This is a genomic window from Paracidovorax citrulli (assembly GCF_900100305.1).
GTDB lineage: Bacteria > Pseudomonadota > Gammaproteobacteria > Burkholderiales > Burkholderiaceae_C > Paracidovorax > Paracidovorax citrulli.
Genome location: NZ_FNEY01000001.1, coordinates 227,887 through 240,112 on the forward strand (window position 1 = coordinate 227,887; position 12,226 = coordinate 240,112).

Below are 12,226 nucleotides of genomic sequence, written 5' to 3' on the forward strand. Positions count from 1 at the left end.
GCCCCCGGGATGCCGCCCCCGGCCTGCGGGCTGCCGTCACGGGCCTGGCCGGGACGCTGGTGTCCGCGCGATGAACCGCTTGAGCCGAAGCGCCGGCGATTCCATGAGGTGCCACGAGGCATATCCGGCCATGACGGCCAGCACGATCGACAGCAGCAGGCTCTGCGCGAAGGGAAGCCCGGGCCAGAGCGCCTGGACGGACTGCTGTACCGGGCAGCCGTAGAGATAGATGCCGTACGACGGGTCGCCGCCCCGCTGCAGCCGGGCCAGCGTGGGAATGTTCAGCGAGCCCAGGAAGATCAGGAGCGGCGGCAGCAGCAGCAAACCGGCGGAATGCTCCATGCGAAGCCCGAAGAACAGGAAGGCGGCCAGCGGCGCCAGGACAAGCAGCAGCCGGCCCGGGCAGGCGTGGAACTCCTTGCGGAAAACGGCGATGAGCGCGCCATAGGCGAAATAGGCGGGATATTCGAACCAGTGCCGCATCTCGCCGGTCAGATCGGCATTGCGCGCCACGAGGAAGAATGCGATGTAGCCCATGCCGGCGGCGCATGCCAGTCGCCGCGACGCGAGCAGGCCCAGCACGCCCGCGCCTGCGAGAGCGAGATAGCAGAGGCTTTCCATGGGAATGGTCCACAGGGGACCGTTCATCAAGCGCGGGAGCGGGTTGGCCTCAAATACGCCTGGCAGGTTGGGGTAGTCCTTGACCAGCATCAGGTTGCGGAAGTAACCCACTGTTTCGGGGTGCGCCAGAAAGTCGGTCGCCGGCAGGGAGGTGAACAGCACCCCGAAGAGGAAGATGTTGCTGAGCACGGCCAGCAGCAGTCCGGGCCAGATCCGCAGAAAGCGCCGGTACAGAAACGGAAGCACCTCGGGCTGGCGCAGCCAGCTCTGGGTGACGAGATAGCCGCTGATCGCGAAGAACGTCATGACGGCCACTCCACCGACCATGCTGGCATGCAGCCACGCCGGCGGCGCCGTCTGCGTGATGGGGAAGTGGTGGCTGACGATCACGGCGCAGGCCGCTGCGATGCGCAGCAGGTCGAACAGGTTGCCGCGATGGGGTGTGGCCATTGCCTCTTTGCTCCCTTTCATGTCTCTACCAATGGGCGCGAGGGAATGCCGGGCATCGATGGAGTCGTGCCTTGCATGTCGGCGCGTGGGGACTGCATGCCGACCGACGGTCAGCCGCACGTGCTCTGGTTTGTCGGGCACGATGTCTTTATAATCCGGCCCTACCGAGGAGCGTTGCAGCGCCCTGATTCCCTGTCGCCCAGGGGGCAGCAGGACGCGAGGCTCGGGTCATCATTTTGCAACGACGCTCGCCCACGCTGTCCGGTGCGGTGAGCGAGCCATTGGCCGAACGCGTGGTTTTTGAACTCTTCAACGGAGAAAACCATGAGCGCAGTTCTCAAGCCCCAGGCCGACCTGGCCATTGCCGACATTTCCCTGGCCGACTGGGGCCGCAAGGAAATCAAGATCGCCGAAACCGAGATGCCCGGCCTGATGGCCATCCGCGAGGAATTCGCGGCGGCGCAGCCCCTCAAGGGCGCGCGCATCACCGGCTCGCTGCACATGACCATCCAGACGGCCGTGCTGATCGAGACGCTGAAGGCCCTGGGCGCCGACGTGCGCTGGGCCTCGTGCAACATATTCTCCACGCAGGACCACGCCGCCGCCGCCATCGCCGCGGGCGGCACGCCGGTGTTCGCCATAAAGGGCGAATCGCTGGAAGACTACTGGGACTACACCCACCGCATCTTCGACTTCGGCGCCAAGGGTACGCCGGGCGAAGGCCCGAACATGATCCTGGACGACGGCGGCGACGCCACGCTGCTGATGCACCTGGGCCAGCGCGCCGAGAAGGATCTGTCCGTGGTGGCCAACCCCACGAGCGAAGAAGAGCGCATCCTGTTCGCCGCCATCAAGGCCAAGATCGCGCAGGATCCGACCTGGTACACCCGCAAGTCGGCCGAGATCATCGGCGTGACGGAAGAAACGACGACCGGCGTGCACCGTCTGAACGAGATGTCCGCCAAGGGCACGCTGCTGTTCCGCGCGATCAACGTGAACGACTCGGTCACGAAGTCGAAGTTCGACAACCTCTACGGCTGCCGCGAATCGCTGGTGGACGGCATCAAGCGCGCCACCGACGTGATGATCGCCGGCAAGGTGGCCCTGGTGGCCGGCTACGGCGACGTGGGCAAGGGCTGCGCCCAGGCCCTGGCCGCCCTGCGCGCCCAGGTGTGGGTGACCGAGATCGACCCCATCAACGCCCTGCAGGCCGCGATGGAAGGCTACAAGGTCGTGACGATGGAATACGCCGCCGACAAGGCCGACATCTTCGTGACCACCACCGGCAACAAGGACGTGATCCGCCACGAGCACATGGTGGCCATGAAGAACGAGGCCATCGTCTGCAACATCGGCCACTTCGACAACGAGATCGACGTCGCCTCGATCGAGAAGTACCGGTGGGAAGAGGTGAAGCCGCAGGTGGACCACGTGATCTTCCCGGACGGCAAGCGCATCACCCTGCTGGCCAAGGGCCGCCTGGTGAACCTGGGCTGCGCCACGGGCCATCCGAGCTTCGTGATGTCGTCCTCCTTCGCCAACCAGACCATCGCGCAGATCGAACTGTTCACCAAGCCCGACGCCTACCAGGCCGGCAAGGTCTATGTGCTGCCCAAGGTGCTGGACGAGAAGGTCGCACGCCTGCACCTGAAGAAGGTCGGCGCCCAGCTCACCGAGCTGACCGATGCGCAGGCCGCCTATATCGGCGTGAAGAAGGAAGGCCCTTACAAGGCCGACACGTATAGGTACTGACATCCCCCTGAGGCGCCAGTGGCCCGGCGGAGCCGGTTCCACGGCGTCTGCTGGCGTGGGGGCGTGCGGGTGCCTGGCGAACAGCAAGCGCTGAGGACCGTGCGGGTTGTCCGCAGCGGACTGCCGGTTGGGCGCCGCAGGTAGCGTTCTGCGAACGAACCTGGTCGCGAACACGGCATGGCGGTATGACGTGCCGTGCGGCAACGTCGCCGGCACAATTCTCTCAGCCGCGCTGCAATGGATTGAAATGTGGCGGGCCGCGTGTGCGGCCGGCCCTGTTGGAGAGGAAGGCGCCATGCGCGCGGATGTGTTTTTGGTGGAGCGCGGCCATGCCGCCACACGGTCGCAGGCGCAGCGCCTGATCGCGGCCGGTGTGCAGTGGCGCCTGGCGGCCGGCATGGCGTGGACGAAGGTGGCGAAGAACGGCGACGACATCCCGGCGATCGCCGAGGTCGAGTTGCTGGACGGGGCCGAGGCCCGGTATCTGTCGCGCGGCGGGCTCAAGCTGGAAGGGGCGCTGCAGGCCACCGGGTTGTCGGTGGCCGGGCGGCGCTGCCTGGACGTGGGGCAGAGCACGGGCGGTTTCACCGATTGCCTGCTGCAGCACGGCGCGGCGCAGGTGATCGGCGTGGACGTGGGCCATGGACAACTGCACGAGCGGCTGCGCGATGATCCGCGCGTGGTGGGCGTGGAAGGGCTGAACGCCCGCTCCATGACCGCCGAGTCGCTGCAGGAGGCCTGCGAAGAGGCATTGTCCGAACGCGTCGAACGCGACGTGGAGGACAACGAGACCCAGCCCGTGGCGCCCTATGCGTGGATGCGAAACGGCGGCCAGGTGGACGACGAGTACGACGACAGCGACGATGCCAAGGAGCACGAGGTGGAGGCCTTCAAGGCCGAGCGCGAGGCCAGGGCGCGCGCGCGTGCCGAGGGTGCGCTGCCCACCGAGCTGCGCCGCCGTGCGGGACGCGAGGACGTGGACATCACGCCCGAATTCGATCTCGTCACCGGCGATGTGTCCTTCATCTCGCTCACGCTGATCCTGCCGGCCGTGGTGCCGCTGCTCAAGGCGGACGGCGAGCTGCTGATGCTGGTCAAGCCGCAGTTCGAGCTGCAGCCGGGGCAGGTGGGCAAGGGCGGCATCGTGCGCGACCCGGCCCTGTATGCCCAGGTGGAGCAGCGCCTGCGCGAATGCTGCGCCGCGGCGGGCCTGGACGTGGCCGGGTGGCACGACAGCCCGATCGACGGCGGCGACGGCAACCGCGAATTCTTCATCCACGCAAGGAGGAAGGCATGAGCCTTTCCACGCACGAGGCGGCCCTTCCGGTCAGCTTCGAATTCTTCCCTCCCAAGACGCCCGAGGGCGCGGACAAGCTGCGCACCGTGCGCCAGCAGCTCTACGCCCACCGTCCCGAGTTCTGCTCCGTCACCTACGGCGCGGGCGGCTCCACCCAGGAAGGCACCTTCGGCACGGTGCGCGAGATCCTGTCCGAAGGCGTGCAGGCGGCCTCGCATTTTTCGTGCATCGGCGCCACCCGCGAGGGCGTGCGCACGCAGCTCGCCCAGCTCAAGGCCATGGGCGTGTCCCGGCTGGTGGCGCTGCGCGGCGACCTGCCCAGCGGCTATGGCGCCGGCGGGGAGTTCCAGTACGCCAGCGACCTGGTGGCTTTCATCCGCGCCGAGGCGGGCGATGATTTCCATATCGAGGTGGCCGCCTATCCGGAAGTCCATCCGCAGGCCCGCTCCCCCGAGGCCGACCTGCAGGCGTTCGCCACCAAGGTACGCGCCGGGGCGCATTCGGCCATCACGCAGTATTTCTTCAATCCCGACGCCTACTGGCGCTTCGTGGACGACGTGCGCGCCCTGGGGCTCGACGTGCCGGTGATACCGGGCATCATGCCGATCATGGGATCGACCCAGCTCATGCGTTTTTCCGACGCTTGCGGCGCGGAAATCCCCCGCTGGATCCGGTTGCGGCTGCTGGGCTTCGGCGACGACTCGGCCAGCATCCGCGCTTTCGGGCTCGACGTGGTGACTGCGCTGTGCGAACGCCTGCGCGCCGGCGGGGCGCCCTCGCTGCACTTCTACACCATGAACCAGAGCGCCGCGACGCTGGAGATCTGCCGGCGCCTGGGGCTTTGACCCGCGACGGAGGCCGGCGGCGGACTCGGCCGTGTTGGGTAATATGGCGCCTCCCCGCGCGACCCTGACATGACGCCCGTTCTCGCTTCTTCCCTGATGGTTGCCCTGCTGTGGGCCGTGCTGCCCTCTGCCTCGGCCCAGCTGCGCTACAGCTGCCGCGACAGCATGGGCAATGTCTTCTCCCTCTCGCGCCCCTGCCCGGCGGGCACGGTGACCACCGCCGCTGCGGCCGGTCCCCTGGAGCCCGCCGTGGCCCCGGGGCCATCGCGGTACGAGCCGCCGTCCCCGCCGCCGCTGCGCACCTTCCCGGAAGCGAACGAGTACCGGAAGTACATGAGCGCGCAGTGCCGCACGCTCCAGGACGCGATCCGGTCGGGCCCCGCGCGCGGCCTGCAGTCCGATGTGCTGTACGGCCTGCGCCGGGAGTACGAAAGGGATTGCAGGGAAGAGGAGCAGGAGGCGTCCGCGCGGTTCTACCGGGAGCAGCGTGAAGTCCGCCAGCAGCGCCGCGAGGAACTCCGGCAGGCCGAAGCGGCCGAACTGGCGTCCCGCGCGGAAGCCACCCGGCGGGCCGAGCAATGCACGGAGTCGCGCCGCATCCTGGCGGCCAAGCGGGCGCGTACCGATCTCACCGATGGCGAACAAAAGGACTTGAAGCGTTTTGAAGAGGTTTTTGCAACGCGCTGTCAGCGCTGACTGGTGCTGCCCCGGAGGCCGGCTGTCCGTACTCTGGCTGTGCACCCTGGTGACCGCCTGCGCGGTCGCGCCCGCGCCCGGCGATTCCACCGCTCCCGCCGCCGCGCCGGTGCCGGCACCCGCCCCTGCCCCTGCCGCGCAGGGCAAGGCCCCGGCGGAGCGGCTTGCCAGACCGGCGAAGCGCCCTTCCCGGAGCCCGGCCCCGGCGCCCGCGCCAGCCCAGGACGATGAGATCCCGGAGCGCGCGCCGGCCGACCGGTCGCGGGAGCAGCGGGCGCAGGAAGACGAGCGCTCCTCGGGGACAGGACTCGACCTGGATGGCGAACTGGCAGGATTCGGCGAGGAGGGCATGGCCTCGTGGTATGGCGCCCGCTTCCACAGCCGCCGCACCGCCAGCGGCGAGCGGTTCGACATGAACGACTTCACGGCCGCGCACCGCACGCTGCCCTTCGGCACGCGCATCTGCGTCCGCAGCCTCGTGACCGGGCGCTCGGTCCAGGTGCGCATCAACGACCGGGGGCCCCATTCGCCCGGGCGCATCGTGGACCTGAGCCGGGCGGCCGCGCAATCCCTCGGCCTGTTGGGCCTGGGCATCAAGCCGGTGGCGATCAGCCTGGCGCCCGCGGATCCGGATGCACCCTGTCCCGGTTCCCGGAACGACCCGGCGGCGCCGTGACCGGCCTCAGCCGCCTGACTCGAGGCTGTGGGCGGCGTGCTGCGCGTCCTGGGCCAGCAGCTGCGCCATCTGGGGCAGGGCAGGCTGCAGCGCCGCCTTGAGCGTGTAGGGCGGGTTCACGACGAACATGCCGCTCGCGGGCAGGCCCGGGCGCCGCTGCGTTCCGTCCGCGTCCGAGGTCATCTTGCTGGATTTCACGGTCAGGGTGGCATGCAGCCAGGGCTTGCCCGCGCGGGTGGCGAGCGTCTTCATCCGCCGAGGCAGGTCGTGGGCCTCGGGCCGCGGAATGATGGGGTACCAGATGGCATAGGTGCCCGTGGCGAAGCGCTTGAGCGCTTCTGCCAGCATGTCCAGAACCCTGCCATAGTCGCTCTTGATTTCATAGCTGGGATCGCACAGCACGAAACCCCTCCGGGAAGGCGGGGGCAGGAACTTGCGGATGCCCTCGAAGCCGTCTTCGTGCAGCACCGCCACCTGGCGTCCGGCGTCGAGCTGCGCGACGTTGCCAGCCAGGGAGCGCAGGTCCGTGGGATGCAGTTCGAACAGCTTGAGCCGGTCCTGCGGACGCAGCAGCCGGTGGGCGATGAAGGGCGAGCCCGGATAGACTTTCGCCGCCGGGCCGGTGTTGAAATCCTGCACCAGGTCCACGTAGGCCTGCAGCGCCGGGGCGAGCTGGGTGCCTTCGGGTAGCGCGGTGCGCAGGAGGCGGAGGATGCCGTCGGCCGCTTCGCCGCTCGTGGCCGCGTAATCGCCGTCCAGGCGGAAGAGGCCCGCGCCAGCGTGGGTGTCCAGCACCGCGAGCGCGGCGTCCTTCTGGGTGAGGTGTTGCAGGATGGCGATCAATACCGTGTGCTTGAGCACGTCGGCATGGTTGCCCGCATGGAAGGCGTGGCGATAGCTGAACATAGGCCCCGATGGTAACCAGCCCCGCCCGCGTCCGCCGATGGGGCGAGGCCGGGCGGCGCGGCAGTTTCCTGGCCCGGGAACGCGCTTTGTTGCCCGTCCACGGTCCGCTTGCTGCATGATGGCGGCCATCGGCCGCTCCGGCAGACACCGCCGTGCCGTGGCGGCCCCCTGGATTTTTGCTTTTTCCCTATGTCCGCTCCCACCCTCGTCACCGAACCCCAGAGCGAAGCCCACCACGTGGACGCATTGCCTGCGGGATCCCGCCTCGGAGAATTCGAGGTGGTCTCGCTGCTCGGCGTCGGGGGCTTCGGCATGGTCTACAAGGCATTCGACCATTCGCTGCTCCGGTTCGTGGCCATCAAGGAATACATGCCCACGGCGCTGGCCGCCCGTGCGCACGGGCAGTCGCTCTGGGTGCGCTCCTCCTCGCACGAGCAGTCGTTCCAGGCGGGCCTGGCGTCCTTCGTGGCCGAGGCCCGGCTGCTCGCGCAGTTCGACCATCCCTCGCTGGTGAAGGTCTTCCGTTTCTGGGAAGCCAACCAGACCGCCTACATGGTGATGCCGCTCTATGCGGGCATGACGCTCAAGCAGGCGCGCGCCCACATGCGCACGCCGCCGCCCGAGGCCTGGCTGCGCAAGGTGCTCTGGTCCGTGCTGGGTGCGCTGCGGGTGCTGCACGAGGGCCAGACCCTGCACCGCGACATCTCTCCCGACAACATCTTCCTGCAGGACTCGGGGCTGCCGGTGCTGCTGGACCTCGGCGCTGCCCGGCATGCGATCACCGACCATTCCCACCGGCTCACGGCGGTGCTCAAGGTCAACTACGCGCCGATCGAGCAGTACAACGACGAGGGCAACGACCTGCGCCAGGGGCCCTGGAGCGATCTGTATTCCGTGGGGGCCGTCGTGCATGGCTGCCTGTGCAACGACACGCCGCTGCCCGCGACCCTGCGCGCGATCCGTGACCGGATGGTGCCGTTCTCCCGTGTCGCCAAGACCGTGAAGCGCCAGTTCGGCGTCGAGTATTCGCCGCCCTTCGTGGCCGCTGTCTCGCAGACGCTCGCGCTGCAGCCGCAGGACCGGCCGCAGAGCATCGACGATTTCCTGCGCACCCTCGAGATGACGGCCCCGCCGGAAGGCATGGAGCAATTCGACTTCCGCGCCGAACTCGGCGACATCTGGGTCGAGCCGGCCGATCGCCGCGCCACGGGGGTGGCCGTTCCGATGATCGACATCACGTCCGTGCCGGCGCCGATGTCGGGCCTTCCGGTGCCCGAACCCATGGCTGCGCCCGTGCTGGCTCCCGAGCCAGTCGCCGTCACCACCGTGGTGCGCCGCGGTGCCGCGCCTCCCGTCGAGCCCGAGCGTGCCCCCCGCGACATGGCGCCAGGCGGCGATACGGTTTTCCTCGACAGTGCGGCCGAGGCCGGCGACTCCTGGTTCGAGCCTGCGGGCGTACACCGGCCGGGCGGTACAGCCACGCCCGGAGCGGGGGAAGCGGCCGTGGACAAAGCCGGGTCTGCGGCGGGCCGGCGGTCGCGCGCATGGATCATGGCGGGGGTGGCGGCCGTGGCTCTGGTCGCCGCCGCTGGCGGGGGATGGTGGGCCGCGCGTTCCGCCGACGACCAGCCGGCGGTGGCGGCAGCGGCCGTGCCCAGGACCCCGGAAGAGGAGATCATCACGGAAACGGTGGAGCCTGCTCCTCCTCCTGCGGCCGCTGCGGCCCAGGGGGCATCCTCTGCCCTGGCGGTGCCGGACCCCGCGCCCCCGGGTTCGGCAGAGGCCGGCACCCGATCCGCGGCAGCCTCCGCGCCGGGCGCAACTGCGGCTGCGGCGTCTTCTCCGCGCAACCGCCCGCCGGTGCGCAAGACGGCGGAGGCTGCCGTGGCGGCCGCCCCCGCCACGCCCACGGCATCCCAGGCCGCGCTGGCGCCTGCGCCGCCACCGAAGCCCGCCCCGCGCGTGATCGGCCCGGACGAGGCGTGCGCGGATGCCGGCTTCCTGGCCCGGCCCATGTGCATCCACCAGGAATGCCAGCGTCCCGCGGTGGCGAACCATCCCCTGTGCGTGGAGAACCGCCGCCGGCTGGAGGCCGAGGAGCGCCGCCGGCTGATGCAGCCGCAGTGAGCGCAGGCGGCGCTCCTGCAGAGCGCTGTCGCTGCGTGCCGGAAGCGCCACGCCGATTGCCAGGGGCGGCTTCCGGGAGGGGAATTGCGTTGACCCGAAGGTATTTCATATAATGGCGGGCTTCGCAGCGATTTTCTGGTCCCGCGGCGAAGCATGCATCCCACCTAAGAGGCTTCCGTCCAGAGAAGCACCGACCGTGGAAAAGGACCGCCAAACCCTCTTTTTGCAAGAGAAACTCATGTCCACTTTCAGCGCAAAGCCCGCTGAGGTCGTGCACGAGTGGTTTGTGATTGACGCGACCGACAAGGTCCTCGGACGAGTAGCCAGCGAAGTTGCTCTCCGTCTGCGCGGCAAACACAAGGCCATTTACACGCCTCACGTCGATACCGGCGATTTCATCGTCATCATCAACGCCTCCAAGCTCAAGGTCACCGGCACCAAGTCCCTGGACAAGGTGTACTACCGCCACTCCGGCTATCCCGGTGGCATCACGGCGACGAACTTCCGCGACCTGCAGGCCAAGCACCCCGGCCGCGCACTCGAGAAGGCCGTCAAGGGCATGCTGCCCAAGGGCCCCCTGGGCTACGCCATGATCAAGAAGCTCAAGGTCTACGGCGGCGCGGAACATCCGCACACCGCTCAGCAGCCCAAGGCGCTGGAAATCTAAGGAGCCGACATGATTGGTGAATGGAACAATGGCACCGGCCGTCGCAAGTCCAGCGTCGCCCGCGTGTTTCTGAAGAAGGGTTCCGGCAAGATCACGGTGAATGGCAAGGACATTCAGCAGTATTTCGGCCGCGAAACCTCCATCATGATCGCCAAGCAGCCGCTCGTGCTGACCAACCATGTCGAGACCTTCGACATCCAGGTCAACGTGCACGGCGGCGGTGAGTCCGGCCAGGCCGGCGCCACCCGCCATGGCATCACCCGCGCCCTGATCGACTACGATGCAACGCTGAAGTCCGCCCTGAGCCAGGCCGGTTTCGTGACCCGCGATGCCCGTGAAGTCGAGCGCAAGAAGGTCGGTCTGCACTCCGCACGCCGCGCCAAGCAGTTCTCGAAGCGCTGATCTTCGGTGCGCTGCACCTGGCCGCGAGGTGCTCCTGTGGAGTTCTTCCGGTCACGAAAAACCGCCATCATTGGCGGTTTTTTGCTTTGGGCGAACGCTTTTTGAAGGAGGGTTGACGCATGCGACTCAAGCTGCTGCGGCGCAGGCTGACCGTGAGCGCTCCGCGGGTTGCGATCCGCAGCGCCATGCCCTGGCCCCTGCGCTGGATCGTACTGGCCGTGTTCTTCGGCCTGTGCGCCGCCATCGCCCTGTGGGCCTTCGAATTCGGCAAGAGCATCGCGGGGCTGGATTCCCGGTCGAGGGATGAACTGCTCCGGTTGCGGGAAGAGGTGTCGCGGCTGCGGGAGGAAAACCGCGCGCGCGACGAGGCCTCCAGCGCCGAAGGCTCCCTGCTCACCGCCGAGCGCACGGCGCTGGAGCGCGTGATGGCGCGCATGCGGCAACTGGAGGCCGACAACCGCACGCTGCGCGACGACCTGGGTTTCTTCGAAAAGCTGATTCCCGCCGGCAGGGCCGATGGCGTGAGCATCCGCGGCCTGCAGGCCGAAGCCATGGGCGCAGGCCAGCTGCGCTGGCAGGTGCTGGTGATCCAGCCGGTGCGCAATGCGCCGGCTTTCAAGGGGCGCCTGGAGCTGCTGGTGGAAGGGGTGCGCGACGGCAAGCCCTGGATGCAGCCGCTGCCCGGTGGTTCCCAGGCGCTGCAGTTCGAGCATTACCGTCGCGTGGAGGGGGTGTCGGAAATTCCTCCCGGCGCCGTGGTAAAAACCGTGACCGCGCGGGTCCTGGAGGGCAGTGCGGTCCGTGCCGCCCACCAGTTCCCGATGCAATGACCGCCGGCGCGCCTGCGGAAACGAAGAGAAGAGGGGCCGGGAGCGGCCGTCCCGCCAAGGAGGTTTCACCATGTTTTCCCGCAAGAAGCAGCCCCCCATCAAGAGCCTCATCGCGCATGGCACCCGCATCAATGGCGAGGTCGTGTTCGCCGAGGGCCTGCGCATCGACGGCGAGGTGGCCGGGGACGTGCGCGCCCAGGACGGCGAGCACGCCACCATCCTGGTGGTATCGGAATCGGCCCGCGTGGAAGGGGCGGTGCACGCCGCCCACGTGATCATCAACGGCACGGTGGTCGGTCCCGTGCATGCGGCCGAGCTGCTCGAGCTGCAGCCCAAGGCGCGCATCACCGGCAACGTGCACTACAAGGCGCTGGAGATGCACCAGGGGGCCACCATCTCCGGCCAGATGAGCCCGACCACGGTGCTCATCGAGGAAAAGCCCACACTCAAATTGGCGTCAAAGGCAGGCTGAACGGCGTGAAAACGCCATTGCAGTACCATCGAGCCCAATTCCTCCCCTCAGCCGGAGACACCCCATGAGCGCAGTAGCCGAGAACATCCAGACCGAAATGCCCGCCCCCATCGTCTTCACCGACAGTGCAGCCGCCAAGGTGGCCGACCTGATCGCCGAAGAGGGCAATCCCGACCTGAAGCTCCGCGTATTCGTGCAAGGCGGCGGCTGCTCGGGCTTCCAGTACGGCTTCACGTTCGACGAGATCACGAACGAGGACGACACCACCATGACGAAGAACGGCGTTTCGCTGCTGATCGACGCCATGAGCTACCAGTACCTGGTGGGCGCCGAGATCGACTACAAGGAAGACCTGCAGGGCGCCCAGTTCGTCATCAAGAACCCGAACGCCACCACCACCTGCGGCTGCGGATCGAGCTTCTCGGTCTGACCGCCTCCGTGTGAGAGCAAGCCGCCCGAGGGCGGCTTTTTTGTTCCTGCAGAAG

Annotated in this window: 13 protein-coding genes and 1 riboswitch; of the genes, 11 read left to right on the forward strand and 2 right to left on the reverse strand. The window is 68.1% G+C overall.

Annotated features, from left to right (window positions below; translation table 11 throughout):
* Positions 1–36: 36 nt before the first annotated feature.
* Positions 37–1,071 carry an acyltransferase family protein gene (locus tag BLR99_RS01090; protein ID WP_017437921.1) on the reverse strand — a complete coding sequence of 345 codons (1,035 nt, stop codon included), beginning with the start codon at positions 1,069–1,071 and terminating at the stop codon, positions 37–39.
* 160 nt (positions 1,072–1,231) lie between these two features.
* Positions 1,232–1,328, forward strand: a riboswitch (S-adenosyl-L-homocysteine riboswitch).
* A gap of 67 nt (positions 1,329–1,395) precedes the next feature.
* Between BLR99_RS01090 and ahcY the strand changes: the two genes are divergently transcribed.
* From ahcY to BLR99_RS23330, 5 genes are all read left to right on the forward strand, one after another.
* A complete protein-coding gene (gene ahcY, locus BLR99_RS01095) occupies positions 1,396–2,823 on the forward strand; it encodes an adenosylhomocysteinase (RefSeq protein ID WP_011797087.1) in 1,428 nt (475 codons plus the stop codon).
* A 295-nt stretch (positions 2,824–3,118) separates the two neighbouring features.
* The gene (locus BLR99_RS01100) at positions 3,119–4,120 is read left to right on the forward strand and encodes a TlyA family RNA methyltransferase (RefSeq protein WP_011797086.1); all 1,002 of its coding nucleotides are present in this window, start codon (positions 3,119–3,121) and stop codon (positions 4,118–4,120) included.
* A complete protein-coding gene (gene metF / locus BLR99_RS01105; RefSeq protein ID WP_011797085.1) occupies positions 4,117–4,965 on the forward strand; it encodes a methylenetetrahydrofolate reductase [NAD(P)H] in 849 nt (282 codons plus the stop codon). Before BLR99_RS01100 ends, metF begins: the two co-directional genes overlap by 4 nt.
* 69 nt (positions 4,966–5,034) lie before the next feature.
* Positions 5,035–5,661, forward strand: a complete 627-nt coding sequence (locus BLR99_RS01110; protein WP_011797084.1) for a hypothetical protein — start codon at positions 5,035–5,037, stop codon at positions 5,659–5,661.
* Positions 5,639–6,337, forward strand: a complete 699-nt coding sequence (locus BLR99_RS23330) for a septal ring lytic transglycosylase RlpA family protein (protein ID WP_228193959.1) — start codon at positions 5,639–5,641, stop codon at positions 6,335–6,337. The genes BLR99_RS01110 and BLR99_RS23330 overlap by 23 nt, the downstream gene beginning before the upstream one ends.
* 6 nt (positions 6,338–6,343) lie before the next feature.
* On the opposite strand, the gene BLR99_RS01120 is transcribed toward BLR99_RS23330, so the two are convergent.
* Positions 6,344–7,243 carry a 23S rRNA (adenine(2030)-N(6))-methyltransferase RlmJ gene (locus tag BLR99_RS01120; RefSeq protein ID WP_011797082.1) on the reverse strand — a complete coding sequence of 300 codons (900 nt, stop codon included), beginning with the start codon at positions 7,241–7,243 and terminating at the stop codon, positions 6,344–6,346.
* A 189-nt stretch (positions 7,244–7,432) separates the two neighbouring features.
* On the opposite strand from BLR99_RS01120, the gene BLR99_RS01125 reads away from it, so the two are divergent.
* The 6 genes from BLR99_RS01125 to erpA all read left to right on the forward strand — a co-directional run bounded on the left by BLR99_RS01125 (position 7,433) and on the right by erpA (position 12,171).
* A complete protein-coding gene (locus BLR99_RS01125; RefSeq protein ID WP_011797081.1) occupies positions 7,433–9,370 on the forward strand; it encodes a serine/threonine protein kinase in 1,938 nt (645 codons plus the stop codon).
* Positions 9,371–9,608: 238 nt separating this feature from the next.
* Complete coding sequence (rplM, locus tag BLR99_RS01130; protein ID WP_011797080.1) at positions 9,609–10,037, forward strand: 50S ribosomal protein L13; 429 nt, start codon at positions 9,609–9,611, stop codon at positions 10,035–10,037.
* A 9-nt stretch (positions 10,038–10,046) separates the two neighbouring features.
* Positions 10,047–10,439: a 30S ribosomal protein S9 gene (gene rpsI, locus BLR99_RS01135; protein ID WP_011797079.1), complete on the forward strand. Its 393-nt coding sequence runs from the start codon at positions 10,047–10,049 to the stop codon at positions 10,437–10,439.
* Between the two features lie 119 nt (positions 10,440–10,558).
* The gene (locus BLR99_RS01140) at positions 10,559–11,269 is read left to right on the forward strand and encodes a DUF6776 family protein (RefSeq protein WP_011797078.1); all 711 of its coding nucleotides are present in this window, start codon (positions 10,559–10,561) and stop codon (positions 11,267–11,269) included.
* Positions 11,270–11,339: 70 nt separating this feature from the next.
* A complete protein-coding gene (locus BLR99_RS01145; protein ID WP_013596331.1) occupies positions 11,340–11,741 on the forward strand; it encodes a bactofilin family protein in 402 nt (133 codons plus the stop codon).
* Positions 11,742–11,805: 64 nt separating this feature from the next.
* Positions 11,806–12,171, forward strand: coding sequence for an iron-sulfur cluster insertion protein ErpA (gene erpA, locus BLR99_RS01150; RefSeq protein ID WP_011797076.1), 366 nt, complete (start codon positions 11,806–11,808; stop codon positions 12,169–12,171).
* Positions 12,172–12,226 lie beyond the last annotated feature (55 nt).

What these genes read in the sequence shown, in the direction of transcription:
- BLR99_RS01090 (WP_017437921.1), bottom strand. Translation starts at nt 1,071, where the DNA reads ATGGCCACACCCCATCGCGGCAACCTGTTCGACCTGCTGCGCATCGCA.
- ahcY (WP_011797087.1), top strand. Translation starts at nt 1,396, where the DNA reads ATGAGCGCAGTTCTCAAGCCCCAGGCCGACCTGGCCATTGCCGACATT.
- BLR99_RS01100 (WP_011797086.1), top strand. Translation starts at nt 3,119, where the DNA reads ATGCGCGCGGATGTGTTTTTGGTGGAGCGCGGCCATGCCGCCACACGG.
- metF (WP_011797085.1), top strand. Translation starts at nt 4,117, where the DNA reads ATGAGCCTTTCCACGCACGAGGCGGCCCTTCCGGTCAGCTTCGAATTC.
- BLR99_RS01110 (WP_011797084.1), top strand. Translation starts at nt 5,035, where the DNA reads ATGACGCCCGTTCTCGCTTCTTCCCTGATGGTTGCCCTGCTGTGGGCC.
- BLR99_RS01120 (WP_011797082.1), bottom strand. Translation starts at nt 7,243, where the DNA reads ATGTTCAGCTATCGCCACGCCTTCCATGCGGGCAACCATGCCGACGTG.
- BLR99_RS01125 (WP_011797081.1), top strand. Translation starts at nt 7,433, where the DNA reads ATGTCCGCTCCCACCCTCGTCACCGAACCCCAGAGCGAAGCCCACCAC.
- rplM (WP_011797080.1), top strand. Translation starts at nt 9,609, where the DNA reads ATGTCCACTTTCAGCGCAAAGCCCGCTGAGGTCGTGCACGAGTGGTTT.
- rpsI (WP_011797079.1), top strand. Translation starts at nt 10,047, where the DNA reads ATGATTGGTGAATGGAACAATGGCACCGGCCGTCGCAAGTCCAGCGTC.
- BLR99_RS01140 (WP_011797078.1), top strand. Translation starts at nt 10,559, where the DNA reads ATGCGACTCAAGCTGCTGCGGCGCAGGCTGACCGTGAGCGCTCCGCGG.
- BLR99_RS01145 (WP_013596331.1), top strand. Translation starts at nt 11,340, where the DNA reads ATGTTTTCCCGCAAGAAGCAGCCCCCCATCAAGAGCCTCATCGCGCAT.
- erpA (WP_011797076.1), top strand. Translation starts at nt 11,806, where the DNA reads ATGAGCGCAGTAGCCGAGAACATCCAGACCGAAATGCCCGCCCCCATC.